Below are 23,772 nucleotides of genomic sequence, written 5' to 3'. Positions count from 1 at the left end.
GGGTGCCCGAACCGGTCTCAGACCAGCTGCAGGACCTGGCCCGGCGCGAACAGATCGCGCGGGACGTCCAGCGCCATGTCGGCCCAGACGATGGGCGGGACGGAGATGTCGGCGAGGTACAGCCGACCGGCTGCGGCGTTGCCGACCAGCCCGGCCTTGGGCAGTCCGAGCGTGACGGTCGCCGCGGCCGTGATGTGGGGCGAGGCGGTCGTGCCGCTGGCGGCGGAGAACCCCGTGGGCACGTCGAGGGACAGCACGGGTGCCTTCTGCGCGCCGGCCCAGCCGACCAGCTCGGCCACACGGCCGCTCGGGGAACCGGACAGGGAGTACCCCACCATGCCGTCGATGACGACGTCACAGGACGGCGGCGTCCGCCCGGCCGACTCGAGCACGCCCATGCGCTCGAGGATCGCGTGCTGCACCGCCGGTACGGGGGTCAGGGCGCCGCTGCTGGGCACGAGGGTGACCTCGACACCGCGGTTGACGAGGTGGCGGGCGGCGACGAGGGCCCCTCCCCCGTTCCCGCCGCTGCCGTACAGGACGACCACGTGGCGTGGGGCGAACATGGTGACGGCGACGTCGGCGAGGTGCCGGCCGGCGTTCTCCATCATCCGTGGCAGGTCGATGCCGACCTCCTCGACCATCCGACGGTCCACCTCGCGCATGGCCGATTCGTCCACCGCCGGCAGGTCGGCGGCGTCTCTCCGGGGATAGCTCACTGGCTCACCACACCGATCGTCGTGCAGAGGGCCCCGCGCACGGCCGAGCCGCATCCACCGATGAGCTCGGGGACCGACTGGGGATCCTCGGGTGCGGACGGCGACTCGGGCTCCGCGCCGCGATCCAAGGGGGTGTCGTCCAGCGGCGGCGCCACGGGACGTTGGGCGCCAGCGTCGGCAGCAGGGACGTCGGGTGCCACCGGGGCCGGTCGCCCGGCGCCGCTGGGCGGTGCGGGCGCCGGTGCACCGACCGGTGCGGCCGCCGCCTCGACGGTGTCGCCGACGTCGGACACGGCCGACGGCAGGGCGGCCGTCGGTGCGTCGGGGGCCGCGGTCGTCCGTTCGACGCGGTCCACGGGTGCCTCGACCACGGTCCGGGGCGCCGGGGCACCGGTCGGCCCGACGGCGACCACGGCACCGATCGCGACCGATGCGGCAGCCACCTCCAGCACGCGGGGCCCGGCAACGCCGAGGCGCCTGACCGCGTTGAGGGCCCGGGCGAACGGGCTGGCCAGCATCGCCAGCCAGATGAACCCGGCGGCACGATCGCCGCCGTCGTCCTGGCGCACGTAGGCACGCCGCAGGTTGCGGCGGGCACGGTGCAGCAGCTGCTCGAAGGCGTTGCTGCCGACGCCGAACTGGTCGGCGACGTCCACCGGCCGCCATCCCTCGACGTAGCACTTCTCCAGCGCGTGGCGCTGGCGGTCCGGGACTGCCTCCATCGCCCGCGCCATCACCTCGCGTTCCCCGAAGTCGGGACCCTCGTGGGTGCGCGCGGGTTCGAGGGAGAGGGTGTTGACCAGCATCCGCGCACGGGTCGTCGACCGCGACCAGTCGATCGCGGCGTTGGTCGCGATCCGGCGCAGCCAGGGCCACACGGGACGGGAGGTGTCGAAGCGCTCGAGGGCGTGCATGGCACGGATGAGGGATTCCTGGGCCAGGTCATCGGCCGTTGCGGCGTCCCCCACACGGTGGGTCAGGTAGGTGACGAGCCGAGGGTGGTAGCGACGAAAGAGCTCGTCGAAGGCCCCCTCGATGCCGATGAGATGCGCCTCGATCAGGCCGCTGTCGTCGTCGGGCAGGGTGTGCTGCCCTGGATGAACTGCTGTCACGTTGGCCCCACCGCGTCGACTGCCTTCCCGCAGGAGTGGTTCCGGATGACCACTCCGCCAGCTGTCATGATAAGGGGGACGAGGCCATCATTGCCATGATCGGTGGCCGGGACCGTTGGTGGGACAGATGAGCCAGGACGTGAACCGGGACAGGCTTGAGCGCCTTCGCAGCGACCTCGCCGCCTTGCGCGCTGCCGCAGACATCGAGGACGTCGCGCCGCCGGAACCCGCTGCCGTCAACGGCACCAGCAACGGCAACGGCCGCGCCGGCCACGGCGTGGAGGCACCGGAAGCCACCCCCGCCCGCTCGCAGGAGCCCGCCGCCGCGCGCAGTCCAGCAGCCGCGGCCGCGTCGTCCGGCAGGACGTCGAGCACCGGCCCGTCGGCGGATGGGACGACGTCGGAGGCCGCGCACCGTCCGGCCACGACCAGCACGACCGCACCCACGGGCCTGCTCGGCCGTCCACGGATCCCCAAGCCCCCTCGGCGGAATCCCTTTCGTCGTCGGGCCCGCCGCCCATCGAAGCGACTGGCCGTGCCCGCACCCATCCCCGTGACCCGCCGACCGGTCTGGCTCGCCGCACCCCGCTGGCCGGTGCCCGACGCCGTGTCCACCACGGTCATCGTCCTCGTGATGGTGCCCGTGATCGCGCAGATGGCCAGCCGCCTGTGGGTGGCCACCAACGAGACGTCGGTGCTCCTCGGGGCCGATCCCAGCCGGGCCGACGCGCTCCGGGCTGCTGCCGGGGTGGCCGGCGGCGGCATCACCGTTGCCCTCGCGGTCTTCGCCCTCGCGATCGTCCGGGGACGTCCGGGGTACATCGCCGGTGGCGTCGCCGTGCTGCTGCTGTTCGTGGCGTTCCCCTACGTCGCCTACACCGCCAACGCCGGCATCGTCTCCGCCCCCATCCCCACCCTCGGCGAGATGGTGGTGCCACGTGGATGGCCTCGCGCCAACCAGCTCGGCGCGGTGTTCCTGCTGACCGCCGGTGCCCTCGTCGCGGCCCTGGTCGACCTCGCCTACCGCAGCGTCCTCGCGCTCCGCGAAGGGGTGCAGCAGAGCCGCCGGTGACCGTCCGGGCGAACGGGATCGCTCAGCGAACGGCGAACCACACGGCGCCGCCACCGGTGCCGCCGACCCGCAGGGCCACCTTGTCGACCTCGGCGACCGGGACCCGCCAGCACCACTCGCCGTCGAGGACCTCGCCCTGGGCCAGCAGCCGTTCGGCGTCCACGGGCGCCGAGATGACGCCGCAGTCGCTGCCGAGGGCGAACGCCCGACCGGCCGGCGTCACCAACGCCGGCGCCACGGAGCCGCGGAGGATGCCCGGCCCGGCGGCTCGCCTCGTCAACGACACCTCGACCGTGACGTAGGTCTGTCCCTCCGCCGGCTCGACGTTGAACTGGTTGGCGGCCAGCACCCGGTCGATGGCGTCGGGGTCGAAGCCGGTGACCTCGACCTCCCACGGGCCCACGGCGGCCGGGGTGCCCAGCTCGATGGGATCGGCCTCGCTGCCCGGCCGCGTCGCGGCGGCGTCGGGATCCACGGCAACGTCGTCCGACGGCCTGGACAGGCTGGCCCGACCCGCGACGAAGCCGGCCAGGAAGACCGTGGTGACCAGCGCCACCACGAGGACCACACGACCCATGTCCTAGCCCTCGACGCGGTGCAACGTCGCCCGGAGGTGCAGCTGCCGGGGATGTCCGACCGCACCCATGTGGAGCTCGTAGTGCAGCTCGTCGCCCTCGACGACGACCTCTCGACGCACCTCTGTCACCCTGTGTGACTCCGCGGTGGGGGTCATGGCGACCCTGTGGGAATCCCAGACGACACGTTGTCCCTCCAGCTGGCCGCGATGGGCCTCCACGATGCCCGTGGGCTGGCAGATGACCAGCTCGGGCCCGTCGGCAACCGGACGGACGAAGCCGGCCTCGGCGTGGAGCGGCTGACCGTCGTCGGCGCGCTTCGTCCGCTGTTGATAGGCGAGGAAGGGCTTCGGCATGGTCGAGAAGCTGATTTCCTCGAGGTAGTCGAAGCCCTCGATCGTCGGGTAGTCCCCTCGACCGCGGCCACGCCACGTGCCGACGAGGAACTCCAGGGGGGCGATGTCCGGATGCGTCACCTCTACACCATACGTCGCCCTGACGAGGCCCCGGTTCGGCAGCCGAGATCCGGTCTCATCTCGTGTTTTCGACAGGTTCTGGACCCGAAAATGGCGCAGCTTTCGCCCGAACCTCGACGACACGGACACGGATTGTGATTAGGTTGTGCTTCACCCGAACACGACAGGGCGTCACCGCCGCGACCACCCCTTCGCGGACGGGCCATCCCGCTCCCGCACCACGGGACGGACCGGGCCGCTGACTGCCTGGACAGAGCCACCCACCCGACACGCGCCGAAGCCGAAGGCGTCGTGATCGACGTACACACGACAAACCGAGTTGGAGGGCACATGCTCGAGGTGTCGAACCTCGAAGTCGTCTACGACGACGTCGTCCTGGTGCTGCGCGGCGTGAGCCTGCAGGTACCCGAAGGGCGCATCGTCGCGTTGCTGGGCGCCAACGGCGCCGGCAAGACCACCCTGCTGCGGGCCATCTCCGGCCTGCTCGACGTCCACGAGGGCGAGGTGACGAAGGGATCGATCACGCTCGACGGGACCCCGATCCACGACCTCCCCCCGGAGCGGATCGTCGCCGCGGGGGTGAAGCAGGCCCTGGAGGGCCGCCGGATCTTCTCGGAGTTCACCGTGGAGGAGAACCTGCGGGTCGGCGCCCACACCGACCCCAGCGTCATGAAGCCGAACATGGAGCGGGTCTACGACCTCTTCCCGGTGCTGCGGGACCGCCGAAAGGCCACCGCCGGGTACCTGTCGGGCGGTGAGCAGACCATGTTGTCGATGGGGCGGGCCCTGATGTCCAACCCCAAGTACCTGCTGCTGGACGAGCCGAGCCTGGGGCTCGCCCCGCAGCTGGTCGACCAGATCAGGGACCTGATCATCGAGATCAACCAGCAGGGCGTCACCGTGCTGCTGGTCGAGCAGAACGCCGCGATGGCGCTGGGCGTGGCCGAGCACGGCTACGTCATGGAGACGGGAAAGGTCGTGATGGACAAACCAGCCGCCGAGCTGCTGGAGGACGACGACGTCAAGGAGTTCTACCTGGGCCTCGCCGACGAGGGCCACGCGAAGTCCTTCCGTGACGTCAAGCACTACAAGCGGCGGAAGCGGTGGCTGTCGTGACGGCGACCGACCTGCCCGGTGCCGGCGATCCGGCGGCGTCCCCGCACCACCTGCCCGGCGGGCACGTCGAGGACACCGGTGCGCCGATCATCGAGTTCGACTCCGTCCGCCTGTCCTTCTCCGGGGTGACCGCCATCGACGGCGTGTCCTTCCACGTGGGCCCGCGTGAGCTGTTCGCGGTCATCGGCCCGAACGGCGCGGGGAAGACCTCCATCTTCAACGTGCTGTCGGGCGTCTACCGCCCGCAGGAGGGCGAGGTGCGGTTCCGCGGCGAGAACATCCTCGGCCAGAACCCCCACCGCATCGCCGAGAAGGGCCTCGCCCGCACGTTCCAGAACATCGAGCTGTTCGAGAACCTCACCGTCCTCGACAACCTGATGCTGGGGCGCCACAAGAAGGTGAAGTACGGCTTCCTGGCCGGGATGTTCTACGTCGGCAGGGCCCATCGCGAGGAGATCGCCAACCGGGCCGTCGTCGAGGACATCGTCGACTTCCTCGAGATCGAGGCCTACCGCAAGCTGCCGGTGGGCCTGCTGCCCTACGGCATCCAGAAGCGCGTCGAGCTCGGCCGGGCGCTCGCCATGGAACCCAAGCTGCTGCTCCTCGATGAGCCGGTGGCCGGGATGAACGTGGAGGAGACCGAGGACATGGCCCGGTTCATCCTCGACATCCGCGACGAGCTGGACATCCCGATGATCCTCGTCGAGCACGACATGGGCCTGGTCATGGACCTGGCCGACCGCGTGATGGTCGTCGACTTCGGCCAGCACGTCGCGACGGGACTGCCCGCCGAGGTGCAGCGCAACCCCGACGTCATCAAGGCCTACCTGGGCAGCGACCAGGTGACGGCCCCCGCCGACACCCCCGAGGAGCAACGATGAGCCCCCTCCCCCTCCCCGACCCCCTCGCCGGCCTGGGCACCGCCAGCGTGGCCGGCGCCACCATGGAGCGTCCGGGCGCCTCGGGCACCGGGACGACCACGATCGTCACCCGCGTCCGGGACTGGGCCGACCGCCTGCCCGATCGCGTGGCCCTTCGCGAGAAGGACTTCGGTGTCTGGCAGGAGGTGACCTGGCGCGAGTACTACGACACGATCCTGGATGTGGGTCACGCCCTCATCGCCCTCGGCGTCGAGGCGGGCGACCGCGTCGCGATCCACTCCGAGAACCGACGCGAGTGGATGTACAGCGACCTGGCCACCGTCGCCTGCCGGGCCATCACGGTCGGCCTGTACCCGACCAACCCGGCGGAGGAGGTCCGCTACCTGCTCAGCGACTCGGGCGCCAAGGTCCTGATCGCGGAGGACCAGGAGCAGGTGGACAAGGCCCTGGAGGTCAGCGACGACCTGCCCGACCTGTCCCACATCGTCTACATCGAGCCGCGCGGCATCCACCACCGCTACGACGACCCGCGGCTGATCAGCTGGACGGACTTCCTCCAGCACGGCCGGGAACACCGGGCCGCCAACGCCGGCATGGTCGAGCAGCGCATGGCCGCGGCCGAGCCCGACGACGTCATGACGCTCGTCTACACCTCCGGCACCACCGGCCCGCCCAAGGGCGTGATGCTGACGATCGCCAACTGCGAGTTCGCGATCACCACGCTCGTGGACGGCGGCGGGTTCACCGACCCACCGCCGACCGAGGACGACATGGTGCTGTCCTACCTGCCGTTGTGCCACGTTGCCGAACGGATCTTCACCGTCTGGTTCAACGCCGCGGTGGGCGTCCAGGTCAACTTCGCCGAGTCCATCGAGACGGTCCAGCAGAACCTCAAGGAGGTCCAGCCGACCATCCTCTTCGCGGTGCCCCGCATCTGGGAGAAGATCCTGGCCGGGGTCAACATCCGCATGCAGGGCGCCAGCCGCGTCAAGCGAGCCATGTTCCGGTTCTGGATGCGCATGGCCGACCGGATCGGTGACCAGCTGGTGGCCAACGGTGGGGAGCACACGACGCAGACCCGGATCCTCTACGCCGTGGGATGGGTGATGATGTTCCGTGCACTGCGCGAGCGCATCGGGATGCGGCGGGTCCGCTACGCGGCGTCCGGTGCCGCACCGATCGCCCCAGAGGTGCTGAAGTTCTTCATGGGCATCGGCGTGCCCATGCACGAGGTCTACGGCATGAGCGAGAACTCCGCCGTCGCCACCGCCAACCGCCCCGGCCGCATCAAGCTCGGCACCGTCGGTGAGGCGCACCCGGGCGTGGAGGTGCGGCTCGACCCCGAGACCAACGAGATCCTCACGCGGCACCCCGGCACGTTCGCCGGCTACTGGGGCAAGCCCGAGGCGACCGCCAAGGTCATCGACGCCGACGGGTGGCTGCACACCGGCGACGTCGGCGAGTGGGTCGACGGCACCCACCTGCGCATCGTCGACCGGATCAAGGACATCATCATCACGGCCGGGGGAAAGAACATCTCCCCCAGCGAGATCGAGAACTCCCTCAAGGCCTCCGAGTACATCAAGGAAGCCGTGGTCATCGGTGACAAGCGCAAGTACCTGACGGCGCTGATCGGCATCGAGCTCGACACCGTCGGCGACTGGGCCCAGCGCCAGGGACTGCCCTACACCACCTACCGGGACCTCGCCGAGAAGCCGGAGGTCGTGGCGCTCGTCGCCGACCTGGTCGAGCGGACCAACGAGAAGTTCTCCCGGGTCGAGGGCATCAAGAAGTTCCGCATGCTCCCCAAGGAGCTGGACCACGAGGACGGTGAGATGACCGCCACGCAGAAGGTCAAGCGCAGCGCGCTGTACGAGATCTTCACCGACCTGGTGGAGGGCATGTACGGCGGCCCGCCCGCCGGCACCGGTGCCGACGGCAAGACCTACGTGACGGCCGCCCCGGCCGAGGTGGCTTCGTGACCCAGTTCCTCCAGGCGATCATCTCCGGGCTCGGACAGGGCTCCATCTACGCGCTCGTCGCCCTCGGCTTCGTCATCATCTACAAGTCGACTCGCGTCATCAGCTTCGCCCAGCCGGCGCTGATGATCACCGGCTCGTTGTTCGTGGTCTTCCTCCACGACGTCATCGGCTTCTGGCCGGCCCTTCTGCTGGCCATCATCGGCACCGCCGGCGTGGCCATGACGGTCGAGCGGACCACCCTGCGCCCGATGATCGGCCAGCCGCCGTTCGTCGTGGCGATCATCACCATCGGTGTCGACATCGTGCTGCGGGTCATCCAGAACCGCCTCATCGGGACCAACCTGCGGTTCGTCGGCGACCCCTGGGGGCTGCAGAACTTCCAGGTGGGCGACCTGCTGGTCAACCAGCGCGACGTCGCCCGCTTGTTCACCGCCTTGCTCATCCTCGCGCTGCTGTCGGCGTTCTTCCGCTACAGCCGCTTCGGCCTCGGGATGCGCGCGGCCGCCTTCGACCAGGAGACGGCGCTCGCACAGGGCATCGACGTCGGTCGGGTCTTCATGGTCTCGTGGGCGCTCGCCGGGGCCCTGGCTGCCGTCGCAGGCATGTTCGTCGACGGCGGTGGAGGGATCAGCCAGCAGACCTGGATCGTCGCCCTCAAGGCGTTGCCGGCGATCATCATCGGTGGCCTCGACTCGGTGAACGGCGCGGTCATCGGCGGCCTCGCGGTCGGGGTGGTCGAGGCGCTGGTGGCCAGCTACCAGACCGAGTACTTCCCGTGGATGGGCAACGGCTTCGCCGCGGTGTCCCCCTACGTCCTGCTGCTGGTCGTCCTGCTGGTGCGGCCCTACGGCCTGTTCGGTACCCCGGAGGTGGAGCGAGTTTGAGCAGCATGTTGTTCGGAGGTTCCGGCGTCGGAGGACGTCCCGAGCTGTACACCAGCTACGACGCCGACATGGCGCTGTTCAACACACGGGCCAAGCTGTGGAGCGTCCAGGGCCTCGTCGTCCTCGCCGCGCTGCTGCCGTTCGTCCTCGCCGACGACCTGCTCGTCCTGCTGTCCCGGGCGTTCGCCTTCGCCGTCGGCGCCATCGGGCTGAACCTCGTGACCGGCTACGCCGGCCAGGTGTCCCTGGGCCATGCCGTCTTCGTGGGCATCGGGGCTTTCACGGCCGCCACCCTCAGCGGCGACCCCGAGGCGCGGACGCTCGGGTTCGGCCTGCCGATGATCGTCTGGCTGCCGGCCGCGGCGTTGCTGCCCGCGGCGGTGGGTGCCCTGGTCGCGCCGCTGGCGACACGGCTGCGCGGGTTGTACCTGGCGATCGTGACCCTCGGCCTGGTGTTCATCGGCGACCACGTCTTCCGCGAGGCGGACTTCATCACCGGTGGGTTCGGCGTCGGCCGTCCCGGCGTGATCGCGTCGGTCTTCGGCATCTCCCTGACCGACAACGGTCCGTCCATGACCGGTCAGCAGAAGACCTACTGGTTCGCCCTGGTCATGCTGGTCATCGTCGCCATCCTGGGACGCAACATCGCCCGTACGGCGGTCGGACGTGCGTTCCAGGCCGTCCGTGACCGCGACATCGCGGCGGAGGTCATCGGCGTGGAGCTGACCAAGCACAAGGTGCTGGCCTTCACCGTGTCCTCGGCGTTCGCCGGGCTCGCCGGCGCCCTGCTGTACACGATCACCCGACAGGTCGTCCCCGAGACGTTCAACCTCGTGATGAGCGTGCAGTTCATCGCGATCATCCTGATCGGTGGCGCGTCCACGATCAGCGGGTCGATCGCCGGTGCGGTGTTCCTGACCGTCGTGTTGCGCTTCGCCGAGGAGCTGAGCCGCTTCTTCAGCTTCATCCCGAGCCCCGGCCAGCAGGGCGGCCTGCTCAACACCGCCCAGGTCTCGACCATCCTCTACGGCTTCCTCATCGTCGGATTCCTGCTGTTCGAGCCCCGGGGGCTGTTCGGCGTGTGGATCCGCATCCGCAACTACTGGAAGGGCTGGCCCTTCAGCTACTAGGGCCGGCGCAGTTGAACCCCCGAACACACGCGACACCCCTGCTACTTCGGTAGTAGGTTTCACCTTGCGGCGTCCACCGCGACGCCATGAACAGGAGACACACCATGAGGTTGCAATCCCGCTGGGCCAGGCTGGCCCTGATGTTGTCCGTGCTCGCCCTCCTCGCCGTCGGTTGCCGCGGCGACGAGACAGCCGACGACGCGCAGGACGCGGTCGACGACGCGGTGTCGGATGCCGAGGACACCGCCGATGACGCCGCCGACGAGGTCGACGAGGCCACCGACGACGCCGAGGAGACCGCGGACGACGCGACGGACGAGGCCACCGACGAGGAGGGGGACGACGCCGCTCCCGCCGGTGACGTCGCCTTCGACGTCGGCGTGACCGAGGAAGCCTGCCCCGACGCGGTGAACGCCGACAACGGCTGCATCTACCTCGGCACCATCTCCGACCTGACGGTCGGTCCCTTCGCCGCCCTGGCGGTGCCGATCACCGACGCACAGACCGCGTTCTGGCGTCGCGTCAACGAGAACGGTGGGATCGGCGGCTTCGACGTCAACACCTCCGAGTACACCCGCGACAACCAGTACAGCCCGGAGGTCCACTCCCAGCAGTACGAGGAGATCAAGGGTTCGGTCCTGGCGCTGGCACAGTCGCTGGGCTCCCCCACCACGTTCGCCATCCTCGACGACCTCGAGGCCAACAACGTGATCACCGCCCCCGCGTCGTGGACGTCGGCCTGGCTGTTCAGCGACGTGATCGTCGAGTCCGGCAACACCTACTGCGTGGAGTCCCAGAACGGCCTGGACTACCTGGCCGAGCAGGCCGAGATCGGCACGGTCATGGCCGTGCACTACCCCGGTGACTACGGCGACGACGGTGCAGCAGGTGCAAGCCGTTGGGCCGAGGCCAACGGTGCGGAGTTCGTCGACGTCCCGACCACCCCCGGTCAGGACAACCAGGGCGAGGCCGTCAACCAGGTCGTCAGCGGCGGCGCCGACGTGGTCGTGATCACGACCGGTCCTGCCGACGCCGGCACCATCGTCGGCCAGGCGGCCGCCGGTGGGTTCCAGGGACGGTTCCTGTTCAACAGCCCGGCCTTCAACCCCGGCCTGCTGCAGTCCCCTGCTGCCCCGGCGGTCATCGCCCAGGTGACCGTCGCCGGGCCGTGGGAGCCGTTCCAGACCGACACGCCCGGCCACCAGGCCATGCGCGAGGCGCTGGGCGACGTCACCGGCAACGACGGCTACACCTCCGGTTGGGCCTGGTCCTACCCGCTGCTGGCTGTCCTCGAGCAGGCCGCGGCCAACGGCGACCTGACCCGTGAGGGCATGGCGACCGCGCTCGGCCAGATCACCGAGGTCGACTACGAGGGCATGGTCCCTGCTGGTGCCGGCAACCTGTCGGGCGACGCCAACGCGGCGGCCGTCCGTGCCACGTCGATCGGTACCCCGTCCGACGCCGTCCCCAGCGGCCTGGAGAGCCAGGGCTTCTACGAGGGCGAGACCGCGGCCTCCTACGAGTTCGACGCCCCTTGCTACGAGGGCGGCGTGTGATCTCCTGATCGGCTGACCGACGCAGCCGACACCGCCCGGTTCGCCGGGCGGTGTCGGTGTTTCCGGGGAGCTTCGTCGGATCGAGTTTCCCTCTCCGGTCGGCGCGGTAGGGTCCACGCCGATGCCCGACAACCTCGTGTCCAAGCGTGTCCTCGCCATGGTCCTTGCTGGAGGTGAGGGCAAACGCCTTGCCCCGCTCAGCGCCGACCGGGCCAAGCCGGCGGTGCCGTTCGCCGGCATGTACCGGATCATCGACTTCGTCCTGTCGAACCTGGTGAACGCCGACTTCACCAAGATCGTCGTCCTGACGCAGTACAAGAGCCACAGCCTCGACATCCACCTCAACCAGACGTGGCGACTGTCCCCGCTGCTGGGGCACTACGTGACGCCCGTACCCGCGCAGATGCGGCGGGGCAAGCACTGGTACGTCGGGTCCGCGGACGCGATCTACCAGAACCTCAACATCCTGGGTGACGAGAAGCCCGAGTACGTGATCGTCTTCGGGGCCGACCACATCTACCGGATGAACCCCCAGCAGATGCTGCGCCAGCACATCGAGTCGGGCGCCGGCGTGACCGTCGCCGGGATCCGCGTGCCGCTGGACGAAGCGACGGAGTTCGGAGTCATCGAACCCACCAGCGACGGACGGACCATCCAGGCGTTCCGCGAGAAGCCGTCGGACCCCAAGCCCACCCCGGACGACCCGTCCGTCGCCTACGCGTCGATGGGCAACTACATCTTCACGACCAAGGCCCTCGTGGAAGCCGTCACCAAGGACTCGCGCAACGACGACTCCAACCACGACCTCGGCGGCGACATCATCCCGATGATGGTCGAACGCGGCGAGGCCGGCGTCTACGACTTCTCCGCCAACACGTGGCCGGGGCAGACCGAGGGCGATCGGGGGTACTGGCGGGACGTCGGGACCATCAAGGCCTACATGGACGCCTCCATGGACCTGATCTCCGTCAGGCCGACGCTGAACCTCTACAACCAGCAGTGGCCGATCCTGTCGTGGTCGCCACCCATGCCGCCGGCCAAGTTCGTGCACGCCGAGGAGGACCGCACGGGGCGTGCGATCAACTCGATGGTCTGCCCGGGCGTCGTCGTCAGCGGTGGCTCGGTCACCGGGTCGATCCTCTCCCCCGGTGTGCACGTGCACTCCTTCGCCCAGGTCGAGGGGTCGGTGCTGATGCACAACGTCAACGTCGGGCGCCACGCCGTCATCCGAAACGCCATCATCGACAAGAACGTCAACGTGCCGGCCGGGGCGCAGATCGGCGTGGACCTCGACGCCGACCGGAAGCGGTTCACGGTCACCGACGAGGGGATCGTCGTCATCGGCAAGAACGCCCAGCTGTAGGCATTCCCTCACGCGACGTGCACCGCGTCGAGCGGTGCAACCGCTTGCAGCGCCCCGTTGCACGGAGTGCCTGACCGGTGACAGAGAAAGGTCGCCGAAAACGCTTGCACAACGTCGCGCAACGCGGTTGACTCAACCGACATCCCGTACTACCGCGATGGGAGTGTTGGTTTGCCAGAGCCGAAGCCGCAGGGTGGGGCCTTGCCCCGTCCCCAGGAGGACATGCCGTGGTGGGCGCACGCCGTCACCTACCAGGTCTACCTCCGGTCCTTCGCCGACAGCGACGGGGACGGGATCGGTGACCTGGCGGGCGTCCGCAGTCGACTCCCCTACATCGCCGCCCTCGGGGCCGACGCGATCTGGCTGAACCCCTGCTATCCCTCACCGCAGCGGGACCACGGCTACGACGTCACCGACTACTTCGACATCGACCCTGCCTACGGCACCCTCGCGATCTTCGACGACTTGGTCGAGCAGGCCCGCCAGTACGGGATCCGGGTGCTGATGGACGTGGTCCCCAACCACTGCAGCAGCGACCACCCGTGGTTCCGCGAGGCGGTGGCCGCCGGTCCGGGGGCGGCCGCACGCGAGCGGTTCTGGTTCCGCGACGGACGTGGCGAGGACGGGGCACTGCCGCCGAACGACTGGACGGCGATCTTCGGCGGGTCGGCCTGGACTCGCGTCACCGAACCCGATGGACGTCCGGGGCAGTGGTACCTGGGGGTCTTCACCCCCCATCAGCCCGACCTCAACTGGCACCACCCCGACGTCCCCGAGATGTTCGACCGGATGCTCCGGTTCTGGTTCGACCGCGGCGTGGAGGGGTTCCGCGCCGACGCGGTGACGTTCCTGGGCAAGACCGAGGGGCTGCCCGACCACGGGGCGGAGGTGCCGTTCGGGAAGGGCAGCCACCTGTTCACCCACCACCCCGACGGTCACATCGCGTGGCGGCGATGGCGACAGCTGGTCGACGAGTACAACCGGACCAACGACCGCGACGTCCTGCTGCTGGCCGAGGCCTGGACCGCCGACGATCCCGGGGCATTGGCCGACTACGTCAACCCCCACGAGTTCCACCAGGCCTTCGCCTTCGACCTGACCACCGCCGCGTGGCGGGCAGACGCGTGGCGTCGGGCGATCGACGACACCCTCGACGTGCTGCGACCCGATGGGCTGTATCCGGCATGGACGCTGAACAACCACGACGTCGAACGCGCGGTCACTCGCTACGGCCGTGCCGATGCCACCCAGGTCGACGATGCACACCGCAGCAACATCGTGCCGTCCGAGGCGCATGTCGACGAACGCCTCGGACTGCGTCGGGCTCGTGCCGCGGCGCTGGCGATGCTCGCGCTCCCCGGATCGGTCTTCCTCTACGCCGGGGAGGAGCTGGGCCTGCCGGAGGTGCTCGACCTGCCCGACGAGGTCAGGACCGACCCCGTGCACGAACGCTCGGGCGGTCGGGTGAAGGGCCGCGACGGGTGCCGGATCCCCCTTCCGTGGACCGTCGCCCCGACGGGAAGCCATGGCTTCTCCCCCGGACCGGGATCCGCCGCACCCTGGCTCCCGCAGCCCGAGGGCTGGGGCAGCCACAGCGCCGAGGCCCTGGAGTCCGACACCAGCTCCATCCTGCACCTGTATCGCGACGCCGTCGCCGTCCGCCGCAAGCTGACCGATCTCCGGGGACTGGACCTGGAGTGGCACGACGTCGGTCCCGACGCCATCGCGTTCTCGCGTGGGCAGGCCGTGGTCGTGCTGAACCTCGCCGACACCGACCTGCCGGTTCCTCCCGGGTTGCTCGAGGGACGCCGCGTCGTGCTGGTGTCCGATCCGTCCCGCCGGTCCGTCGACCGCGGCGTCGTCCCGGGCGACACCTGCGTCTGGTTCGCTCGATGAGGCGATCCGACCCTCTGCTCCCCTGACGTCCATCCCCGGGCGGGATGCCAGCTCCGCCCCCCAACCCACGAGCCCGCTGGCCCAACACATGGAGACAGGCACATGACACGCAACAAGCTCTTGGCCGCGCTATTCCTGGTGCTCGCGATGGTCGCGGCGGCATGCAACGGCGGTGACGACGGGGGCGGCGACGCCTCGGAGGACGCCGGGGACGCCAGCGGCGACACCGGCGGCGACGGCGAACTCAGCGGCGAGGTGACGATGCTGCACGCCTTCACCGGTGAGGCCGACGTCGCCGGCCTTGCCGCCGTCATCGACGCCTTCGAGGAAGCCAACCCCGGGGTGACGGTCAACGACGAGGGGTCCAACGACTTCGAGTCGCTGGCCCGTACCCGCATCGGGTCCGGCACGCCGCCGGACGTCATCCTGCACCCCCAGCCCGGCCTGCTGGAGGACTTCGTCAGCCAGGGCGCGGTCCAGCCGCTGGACTTCCTCGACGAGGAGGCCCTTCGCGGTGACCTCGTCGGCGGCCTGCTCGACCTGACGACCTTCGACGGCACCAACTACGGCCTGCCGCTGCGACTCAGCTTCAAGAGCCTCGTCTGGTACAACCAGCCGGTCTTCGAGGAAGCGGGCTACGAGATCCCGGAGACCTGGGACGACATGATGGCCCTGACCCAGCAGATCGCCGACGACGGCACCTACGCCCCGTGGTGCATCGGCATCGAGTCCGGCGACGCAACCGGGTGGCCGTCCACCGACTGGGTCGAGGACGTGCTGCTGCGCACCATCGGTCCGGACGCCTACGACCAGTGGGTTGCCGGCGACCTCGCCTTCGCCTCCCCCGAGGTGCAGGGCGCCATCGAGGAGTACATCGTCCCGATCTGGACCAACGACGACTTCGTCAGCGGTGGTCGGGCCAACATCGCCCGCGAGAACTTCGGTACTTCGGTGATCGGGATCCTGGGGGGTACCGACGGCGACTGCGTCCTGCACCGCCAGGCCACCTTCATCGAGGGCTTCATCGCCGAGAACGACCCGGACGCGGAGTTCGGGACGGACTACAACTTCTTCTACCTGCCGCCGATCGACGAGTCCGTCGGCTCGCCCGCCCTGGGCGCCGGTGACATCGCGGCGCTGTACACCGACAACGAGGCGGCGAAGGCCTTCATGGAGTTCCTCGCCACGCCCGAGTCCGGCGAAGGATGGGCAGCGCAGGGTGGATTCCTGTCACCGTTCACGAGCTTCGACACCTCCATCTACCCGACGGAGTCCGCACGTACCGCAGGCACGCTGCTGGCCGAGGCCGACTTCTTCCGCTTCGACGGTTCCGACCTGATGCCCGGTGATGTCGGGTCGAGCTCGCAGGAGGGTTCGTTCTGGCTGGAGATGACCGAATGGATCTCCGGTGACCAGGAGCTCGAGGAATCCCTCACCAGCATCGACGAGCTGTATGCCGAGGTGAAGGAGGGCTAGCCAGGCGGTCGGCCCCGGACCGGTCAACCAGACCGGCCCGGGGCCTCGAGCACGAGCGAGGAGGGTCAAATGGGCGGCACACTGCTCAGAGCACTGGTCATCATCATCATCGGCGTGGGTGGGGCCGCGGCGTTCTACTGGGTCGGCAACCTGATCACCGAACGGGTCCTGCCGAAGGAGGCCGGCGAACGGGTACGTCCCTACGTCTTCATCCTCCCGGCGCTGTTCGTCGTGACCGTCTACCTGCTGTACCCGATGATCGACACCATCAGGCGCAGCTTCTACGGCGACCGGTTCGTCGACGGCGAACGACCGTTCGTCGGACTGGACAACTACGCCGACGCGATCACCGGGGACGGCATCCCGCCCATCGCGATCATCCTTGCGGTGGCGGCGATCGTCATCGGCGTCGTCGTGGGGATCACCAACCGCATGCCCCCCGGCGACGCACGGGGCGCACGCATGCGCACCTGGACCTTCGCGGTCCTCGGCCTCGGCCTGCTCGCCACCTTCGTCATCAACGTGGTGGACGAGGGGTCCCTGACCGGGGACAGCCCCGTCTGGGCAGCCATCTACAACAACGTCCTGTGGATCCTCGTCGTGCCGTCGGGCGCCGTGGCCATCGGCTTGCTGGTCGCGGTGCTGGCCGACCGGTTGCCGCCACGGCTCGAGAACGTCTCCAAGTCGATGATCTTCATGCCGATGGCGATCAGCTTCGTCGGCGCCTCCGTCGTCTGGCAGCTGGTCTACGCGATCGAGACCACCGGCGAGCAGACCGGCATCCTCAACGCCATCGTCGTCAACCTCTTCAACGCCGAACCCATCGCCTGGCTGGAACGCGAGGCGTTCAACGACTTCGCCCTGATGGTCATCATGATCTGGCTGCAGGCCGGGTTCGCGATGGTGCTGCTGTCGGCGGCGATCAAGTCGGTCCCCGAGGACACCATCGAGGCGGCACGCATCGACGGTGCCAACGAGTGGCAGATCTTCTGGCGTGTGGTCGTCCCGCAGATCCGCTCGACGATCGTGGTCGTCCTCACGACCATCCTCATCACGGTGCTGAAGGTCTTCGACATCGTGCGCGTCCTGACCAACGGTCGCGACGACACCCAGGTCGTCGCCAACCTGTTCTTCACCAACTTCGAGAACGGGGCCTACGGCAGCGCCGGCGTCCTCGTCGTCCTGCTGGTCCTCGCGACCATCCCGTTCATGTTGATCAACGTCAAGCGGTTCCGCGAACAGGAGGCTGCACGGTGAGTACCACAACCACCACCCCCGACAGCCCCACGGTGCCCAGCAAGTCACCGGGGTTCCTCACCAAGGCCTTCACCGCGAAGGGCCCCGGCGAGGAGAACTCCGGCGGCTGGTTCACCCGCATCGTCCTGCTCGCCGTCGTCGCCATCTGGCTGCTGCCCACCGTGGGCCTGCTGGTCACGTCGCTGCGGACCCCCGCGGCCGCCAACGACTCCGGCTGGTGGACCGTCTTCTCCGAGGGCGGCCTGCAGCTCAGCAACTACAGCGAGGTGCTCAGCGCCACGTCCGGTGGGTCGACGCTGGCCGAGGCGTTCGTCAACTCGATCGTCGTCGCCGTCCCGGCGACCGTGATCCCGATCCTCATCGCGGCGTTCGCCGCCTACGCGTTCTCGTGGATGGAGTTCAAGGGGCGCGAGCCGCTGTTCATCCTCTTCGTCGCGCTGCTCGTCGTGCCGCTGCAGGTGGCCTTCATCCCGATCATCCAGCTGCAGGTCCAGATCGACTCGTTCCTGCAGGGCACGCTCGGGCTGTCCAACTTCACCCTCAACGGCAGCTTCCTGGCCATCTGGCTGGCCCACGCCGGGTTCGGCATGCCGTTGGCCGTCTACCTGCTGCGCAACTACATCGGTGCGCTCCCCAAGGAGGTCATCGAGTCGGCCAAGGTCGACGGGGCGGGACACTTCCAGACGTTCTGGCGCCTGATCATCCCGCTGTCGGTGCCGGCGCTGGCAGCGTTCGCGATCTTCCAGTTCCTGTGGACCTGGAACGACTTCCTCGTCGCGCTGATCATGCTGAACAGCGCCGCCGAGGGGCAGGTGGCAACCACCTACCTGGCCGGCCTGCAGGGCACGTTCGGTGAACAGCTGCACCTGCTGACCGCCGGTGCGTTCATCACCATGACGATCCCGCTGGCCGTCTTCTTCGGCCTGCAGCGGTTCTTCGTCCGTGGCCTGACCGCAGGCTCGGTCAAGGGCTGATCCCAGCGGGGGTGGGCCGACGCCGTCGGCCCGCCCCCGGTCAACGCTGCGTGGCGAACCCCGTCCGCACGTCCGGGGCACCGAGGCGTGCGGCGTCCGCAGTGTGGTCGTCGGCCATCGTCTGGGACTCGCGTTCGGCCTCGACCCGCGCCTCGTAGTGCGACAGCTCGCGGACACGGGTTTCCTCGTCCCATCCGAGGACCTCGCCGACGATCCCGACGACGGCCTTCGCCGCGGTCAGGCCCCGGTCCCACGTCTCGATGGAGATGCGCATGCGACGCGTCAGGACGTCGTCGAGGTGCAGCGCCCCCTCCCACGCTGCGGCGTACCACGCCTCGACCATCAGGTGGTCGGCCGCACCGTCGATGGGCGCGCCGAGCTCGGGCCGTTCGGCGATCGCCTCGAGGAGTCGCGGGACCTCCGACCCGTAACGCCGCAGCAGGTGCTCGATCCGGGCGACGTGCAGACCGGACCCGGCAGCAAGGCGTTCGCGCTGGTTCCAGGTGGCATGGAAGCCGTCGGCGCCGACGAGCGGCAGGCGATCGGTCGGGGTCTCGGGGACACGACGGTTCATGCTGCGGGCGGCCGCGTCGATGGCGTCCTTGGCCATGACCCGGTACGTCGTGTACTTGCCGCCGGCGACGGTGATGAGGCCGGAGACTCCCTGGACGACCGCGTGCTCGCGGGACAGCTTGGAGGTGGCTTCCGACTCGCCGGTCAGCAACGGCCGGAGCCCCGCGTAGACCCCCTCGACGTCCTCCCGGGTCAGCGGGATGTTGAGCCACTTGTTGGCCTCGCCGAGCAGGTAGTCGATGTCGGCGGAGCTGGCCGCAGGATGCGCCTTGCCGAGGTCCCACTCGGTGTCGGTGGTGCCGATGATCCAGTGGCGGGTGAACGGCGGGGCCATCCACGGGATGACGAACAGCACCGACGACGCCGTCCGGGTGATGAAGCCGGCGTCGGAGTGGATGCGGTCGCGCGGCACGACGAGGTGGACACCCTTGGACGCCCGCACCTTGATGCGGCCGCGGCCGGCGAACGCCTGCACGTCGTCGGTCCACACCCCGGTGGCGTTGATGACCTGGCGGGCCCGGACGACGAACTCCTCGCCGCCCTCGAGGTCGCGCACCCTCGCACCCACGATCCGCTCCCCCTCGGTGACGAAGTCCACGACCCGGCACGAGGTGGCGATCGCCGCCCCGTGACGTGCGGCCGTCCGAGCCACCGCAAGGGTGTGCCGGGCGTCGTCGACCTGGGCGTCGTGGTACTGGATCGCCCCGACGAGCTTGTCGGCCCGCAGCGACGGGGCGATGCGCAGCGCCTGGGTGCGGGTCAGGTGGCGGTGGCGCGGCATGCCGGTGCGTCCGGCCATCGCGTCGTACAGCGCGATCCCGGCCCCCACGTAGGCGCGTTCCCACACCCGGTTGGTCAGCGGGTACAGGAACGGGATCGGCCGCACCAGGTGGGGGCACAGCCGGTCGAGCATCAACGTGCGTTCGTGGAGCGCCTCGTGGACCAGCGCGAAGTTCAGCTGCTCGAGGTAACGCAGGCCACCGTGGATCAGCTTGCTGGACCGGCTGGACGTGCCGGCGGCGTAGTCCCGTGCCTCGACCAGCCCGACCGACAGCCCCCGTGCGGCCGCGTCGAGCGCCGTGCCGGCACCGGTGATGCCGCCGCCGACGACGAGGACGTCGAGCTGCTGTGCGGCCATCGTGCGCAGCGCCCTGGCGCGCTGGGCCGGATCCAGGCGACCGTCGGCGCTTCCGGACATCGGGGCGGGCAGGTCGGTCACGGGCGCGGGCACGAGGTCAGCCATCGGTCCCGCATGGTCGCACGCACGAGCCCCCGCTGCACACCGCCGATCAGGCCGTCCGGCCCTCGATGCGCCGCGCTGCCGCCACGAGGTCGTCCCACGCCCGACGGACGTCCTCGAGGGACGTGCGCCAACCCCCGATCGCGACGCGGACGACGTACCGGTCGTCGAGGCGGGTGTGGGTCAGGAACGCGCTGCCGCTGGCGTTGACGACCTCCATGGCCCGGGCGGCGACGTCGTCGTCGCGACGGTGGCGCAGGCAGACCAGCGACAGCGGGTGGGGCGCCGCCAGCTCCCAATCGTCGCCCTCGGCCACCCAGCCCGCCAGCTCCTGCGCCATCGCCACGTGGGCGCGGATGTGCGCCCGCAACCCCTCGATGCCGTACGTGCGCAGCACCCACCACAGCTTGAGCGAGCGGAACCGACGCCCGAGGGGGATGTGCCAGTCCCGGTAGTCGATGACCTCGCCGCTGGCCGTGGCGGCGTTGGCGAGGTACTCGGGGAGGATCCCGAGGGCGCCAGTGAGGGCGGCCGCGTCACGAACCCAGAAGGCGGTGCAGTCGAAGCCGACCAGCAGCCACTTGTGGGGGTTCATCACATAGCTGTCGGCCCGGTCCAGCCCGGTGATCATGTCGCGATGCTCGGGGCAGACGGTGGCGGACCCGCCGAAGGCCCCGTCGACGTGCAGCCACACCCCGCGGGCGCTCGTCACCTCCGCGATGGCGGCCACGGGATCGATGGCGGTGGATGAGGTCGTCCCGACGGTCGCCATGACCATGACGGGCCGCAGGCCGGCCGCCAGGTCGGCGTCGATCGCCGCGGCGAGCGCCACGGGGTCCATGCCGTGATCGGCGTCGGTGGCAACGCTGCGCAGCGCCGCCGAGCCGAGCCCGGCCACCCGGGCGGCCTTCTCCAACGACGAGTGCGCGTGGGCGCTGGCGTACACCGTCAGCCCGCCAGGTGCGCCGTCCCGGTTGCCGGCGCCCTCGAGGACCCGTTCGCGTGCGGCGAGCAGCGCGCACAGCGTGGCCGAGGACGCCGTGTCCTGGATGACCCCTCCCCCAGGCCCGTCGCTGCGGAAGGCGTCGGGCAGCCCGAGGGCGTCGACCAGCCAGTCCAGCACCACCGTCTCGACCTCGGTGACGGCCGGCGAGGTCGACCACAGCATCCCCTGTGCGCCGAGGCCGCTGGAGACCAGGTCGGCCAGGATCGACGGCGGGCTGGCGTTGGCGGGGAAGTAGGCGAAGAAGGAGGGATGCTGCCAGTGGGTCATCCCGTCCATGACGACGTCGTCGAGGTCCTGCAGGAGGGCGTCGAACGGTTCCCCCTCCGCGGGGGCGCTGCGGGGCAGACGCGCGGCGACCTCCCCGGGCTCGACGCGCGAGCGGACGGGGAGGTCGGCGATGCCGGCCATGTGGTCGGCGAGCCAGTCGACGGCGGCGTGGCCGTGTCGTCTGAACTCCTCCGGTGACCAGTGCAGGGCGGCGGGGTCGTGGGGTGGGGTCGGCGTGCTCATCGCGCGCCGACCCTACCCGTGGTTGCCTCAGACGGTGATGGTGCCGAGGTCCTGCACGTCACCGCGGGACAGGTACACCAGCTGCTCGGTGGCGCCCGATCCGTCGGGCCGTTCCGCCCGGATGGTCACGCGCTCCTCCTGGCCGACGAACTCCAGGGCCGGGCGGGTGGTCGGGTAGACCGTCCACTCGAAGACGCCGTCCTCGTCGGTCTCGATGGTCGAGTTCCACATCTCGCCCCAGGTCTCCTGGCTGATCGGGTTGCCGGGCGACAGCGGGTTCTGGAACGCCTTGATGTTGGACACGAGCCCCTTGACGCCGTTGCCCTGCCCATCGACCAGCTGGCCCTTCACCACGCAGTTGTGGCGTGCCGTCACGTCGATGAACGCGTTTCGGTAGTCGTAGTCGGTGTTGGAGATCTCCTCCTGGAACGGCCTGTTGAGGTACAGGTCCAGGTCGGAGTCCGACGCGATTGCCTGGTGCAGGAAGCCCCGGTCCTCGTTGCCGAAGCAGACCAGCTCGACCATCATCATGAGGGCTTCGCGGTTGTTGGCGTAGAACTGCGGGACGACGCTGTCGTAGCGGGGGTGGAAGCTCGATCCGGCGTGCTCGAAGGTGTAGGAGATCGAGCCGAAGGTGCCGTAGGTGTAGTCCGAGCAGGTGCCCGTGGTGACGTACAGGTCGATGGACTTGGTGGGCCGGTACCCGTTGAAGTGGCCGCTGGCGAAGCCGATGCGTGCCAGCAGCGTGTCGTCGGGGGCGTCGTCGTGGGTGTCGCCCCAGGCCCACAGCACCAGGTTGCCGGAGGTGTGGTGGGTGATGCCCGCCACGCACTGCCAGGTCTGGTGGATCCACTGGACGTTGCGGGACTCCGGCTCGGAGAACGGCTCGTGGCCGCGGTAGGTCTCGGAGTTGAGGCTGGCGGAGGACCCGTTGCCGCCCCAGCGGTAGGAGTAGTTGCGGTTGCAGTCCACGCCCAGGGCACCGGGCGTGGTGGGCAGCACGCCGTTCTGCGGGATCTGGTGCTCGAAGCCGGGGTTGAAGGAGCTGCCGGCCACTCGGGCGCCGCGCATGTTCTTGCGCCAGTACTGCATGGACGCACCGGGGGCGAGGCCCGTCAGCGAGGTGTCGGCCACGTCACGGCCGGTGCCGGCAGGACCGGTGCGGGAGTAGTCGTAGCCGTCGGGGTTCACGACGGGGACGATGATGTTGCGGCACTTCTCCACGATCGCCCGCATGCGGGCGTCCTGGGGGTCGGGCTCGCTGGAGGAGTAGGCGCGCTGCGATTCGCCGGTGGCCCGCCGGTAGGAGTCGATCAGGTCGAAGGCCCACATGATCGGCATCTCGGCCGCCGGCCACTCGCGGGCGTGGTGCACGCCGTCGTTGTAGTAGACGGGCCGGCCGTCGTTGCGCTCGACGTCGGTGCAGATCTCCAGCCCGTAGACGGTCCGTCCCTGCAGGGACGTGAACGGCAGCTCGAGGAGCTTGCAGATGTCGGGGTTCTCGCTGGCCAGCATCTGCATGTCGGCGTTGTGCATGGCGAGGTTGCGGTAGCCACCGTCGGTCTCGCCCGGCTGCGGCTTGAGCGTGGCCGAGCGTGCAGGGGCTGCCGCCCACTCCTCGGCGTCGCGCTTGGCGAGGTCGGTGACGGTGATCTCGTAGGGCAGGCCCGTGAGGATCAGGCGTCCCAGGTCGCCCGGCCACAGCAGGATCTCCACGGACCCGTCGTCGAAGACGTTGTGGGTGTCGTCGAGCTCGCCGATCAGGTGGGCGTTCTCGCGGGTGACCCAGACGCGGGCCAGCTGCAGCGGCAGCTCGCTGGCGGTGGCGATCCGGTCGGTGGCGAGGGCGTCGAGGGCCGCGGCCGGGCCGGCGACGCCGACGCCGACGCCGACGGCGAGCGCACCAGCACCGAGGCCTGAGGTGCGAAGGAAGTGACGACGGGACGAGCGATGCACGAGCAGTTCTCCAGGGTT

19 protein-coding genes are annotated in these 23,772 nt (G+C 69.6%); 12 read left to right on the top strand and 7 right to left on the bottom strand.

Annotated features, from left to right (window positions below):
* Positions 1-17: 17 nt before the first annotated feature.
* On the bottom strand, positions 18-719 hold the full coding sequence (locus tag CUC05_RS11220; protein WP_205712273.1) for an NAD(P)H-hydrate epimerase: 702 nt from the start codon (positions 717-719) through the stop codon (positions 18-20).
* Entirely contained in the window at positions 716-1,831 is a 1,116-nt protein-coding gene (locus CUC05_RS25120) for an RNA polymerase sigma factor (RefSeq protein WP_114476313.1), read from the bottom strand. Before CUC05_RS25120 ends, CUC05_RS11220 begins: the two co-directional genes overlap by 4 nt.
* Positions 1,832-1,958: 127 nt before the next feature.
* On the opposite strand from CUC05_RS25120, the gene CUC05_RS11210 reads away from it, so the two are divergent.
* Positions 1,959-2,903, top strand: coding sequence for a hypothetical protein (locus CUC05_RS11210; protein ID WP_108666205.1), 945 nt, complete (start codon positions 1,959-1,961; stop codon positions 2,901-2,903).
* 22 nt (positions 2,904-2,925) lie between these two features.
* Here the strand turns inward: CUC05_RS11210 and CUC05_RS11205 are convergent, their stop codons facing one another.
* Complete coding sequence (locus tag CUC05_RS11205) at positions 2,926-3,480, bottom strand: hypothetical protein (RefSeq protein ID WP_108666204.1); 555 nt, start codon at positions 3,478-3,480, stop codon at positions 2,926-2,928.
* A 3-nt stretch (positions 3,481-3,483) separates the two neighbouring features.
* Positions 3,484-3,954 carry a heme-binding beta-barrel domain-containing protein gene (locus CUC05_RS11200; RefSeq protein WP_205712272.1) on the bottom strand — a complete coding sequence of 157 codons (471 nt, stop codon included), beginning with the start codon at positions 3,952-3,954 and terminating at the stop codon, positions 3,484-3,486.
* 330 nt (positions 3,955-4,284) lie between these two features.
* Here CUC05_RS11200 and CUC05_RS11195 point away from each other — a divergent pair, with 330 nt between their 5' ends.
* The 11 genes from CUC05_RS11195 (at position 4,285) to CUC05_RS11145 (ending at position 18,469) form a co-directional block, all read left to right on the top strand.
* A complete protein-coding gene (locus tag CUC05_RS11195; RefSeq protein ID WP_108666203.1) occupies positions 4,285-5,070 on the top strand; it encodes an ABC transporter ATP-binding protein in 786 nt (261 codons plus the stop codon).
* A gap of 50 nt (positions 5,071-5,120) precedes the next feature.
* A complete protein-coding gene (locus CUC05_RS11190) occupies positions 5,121-5,951 on the top strand; it encodes an ABC transporter ATP-binding protein (RefSeq protein ID WP_108666371.1) in 831 nt (276 codons plus the stop codon).
* Positions 5,948-7,933, top strand: coding sequence for an AMP-dependent synthetase/ligase (locus CUC05_RS11185; protein WP_205712270.1), 1,986 nt, complete (start codon positions 5,948-5,950; stop codon positions 7,931-7,933). Before CUC05_RS11190 ends, CUC05_RS11185 begins: the two co-directional genes overlap by 4 nt.
* On the top strand, positions 7,930-8,817 hold the full coding sequence (locus tag CUC05_RS11180) for a branched-chain amino acid ABC transporter permease (RefSeq protein ID WP_108666202.1): 888 nt from the start codon (positions 7,930-7,932) through the stop codon (positions 8,815-8,817). Before CUC05_RS11185 ends, CUC05_RS11180 begins: the two co-directional genes overlap by 4 nt.
* Before the next feature lie 5 nt (positions 8,818-8,822).
* On the top strand, positions 8,823-9,947 hold the full coding sequence (locus CUC05_RS11175; protein WP_108666201.1) for a branched-chain amino acid ABC transporter permease: 1,125 nt from the start codon (positions 8,823-8,825) through the stop codon (positions 9,945-9,947).
* A gap of 104 nt (positions 9,948-10,051) precedes the next feature.
* Positions 10,052-11,503, top strand: a complete 1,452-nt coding sequence (locus CUC05_RS11170; RefSeq protein WP_157965458.1) for an ABC transporter substrate-binding protein — start codon at positions 10,052-10,054, stop codon at positions 11,501-11,503.
* 121 nt (positions 11,504-11,624) lie between these two features.
* A complete protein-coding gene (glgC, locus tag CUC05_RS11165) occupies positions 11,625-12,866 on the top strand; it encodes a glucose-1-phosphate adenylyltransferase (RefSeq protein WP_205712268.1) in 1,242 nt (413 codons plus the stop codon).
* Between the two features lie 201 nt (positions 12,867-13,067).
* A complete protein-coding gene (locus CUC05_RS11160) occupies positions 13,068-14,762 on the top strand; it encodes an alpha-amylase family glycosyl hydrolase (RefSeq protein ID WP_157965457.1) in 1,695 nt (564 codons plus the stop codon).
* Between the two features lie 102 nt (positions 14,763-14,864).
* The gene (locus CUC05_RS11155) at positions 14,865-16,238 is read left to right on the top strand and encodes an ABC transporter substrate-binding protein (RefSeq protein ID WP_108666198.1); all 1,374 of its coding nucleotides are present in this window, start codon (positions 14,865-14,867) and stop codon (positions 16,236-16,238) included.
* 69 nt (positions 16,239-16,307) lie between these two features.
* Positions 16,308-17,495 (top strand): carbohydrate ABC transporter permease, encoded by a 1,188-nt coding sequence (locus CUC05_RS11150; protein WP_108666197.1) that lies wholly within the window; start codon positions 16,308-16,310, stop codon positions 17,493-17,495.
* A 119-nt stretch (positions 17,496-17,614) separates the two neighbouring features.
* Positions 17,615-18,469, top strand: coding sequence for a carbohydrate ABC transporter permease (locus tag CUC05_RS11145; RefSeq protein ID WP_420810903.1), 855 nt, complete (start codon positions 17,615-17,617; stop codon positions 18,467-18,469).
* Between the two features lie 40 nt (positions 18,470-18,509).
* Here the strand turns inward: CUC05_RS11145 and CUC05_RS11140 are convergent, their stop codons facing one another.
* The 3 genes from CUC05_RS11140 to CUC05_RS11130 all read right to left on the bottom strand — a co-directional run bounded on the left by CUC05_RS11140 (position 18,510) and on the right by CUC05_RS11130 (position 23,754).
* On the bottom strand, positions 18,510-20,240 hold the full coding sequence (locus tag CUC05_RS11140; RefSeq protein ID WP_108666367.1) for a glycerol-3-phosphate dehydrogenase/oxidase: 1,731 nt from the start codon (positions 20,238-20,240) through the stop codon (positions 18,510-18,512).
* 91 nt (positions 20,241-20,331) lie between these two features.
* Positions 20,332-21,798, bottom strand: coding sequence for a pyridoxal phosphate-dependent decarboxylase family protein (locus CUC05_RS11135; protein WP_108666196.1), 1,467 nt, complete (start codon positions 21,796-21,798; stop codon positions 20,332-20,334).
* A gap of 27 nt (positions 21,799-21,825) precedes the next feature.
* Positions 21,826-23,754 carry a M14 family zinc carboxypeptidase gene (locus tag CUC05_RS11130; RefSeq protein WP_108666195.1) on the bottom strand — a complete coding sequence of 643 codons (1,929 nt, stop codon included), beginning with the start codon at positions 23,752-23,754 and terminating at the stop codon, positions 21,826-21,828.
* Positions 23,755-23,772 lie beyond the last annotated feature (18 nt).

The sequence above is a fragment of the Euzebya rosea genome (assembly GCF_003073135.1).
Lineage (GTDB): Bacteria > Actinomycetota > Nitriliruptoria > Euzebyales > Euzebyaceae > Euzebya > Euzebya rosea.
This window is presented reverse-complemented; position numbering and strand designations above follow the sequence as displayed.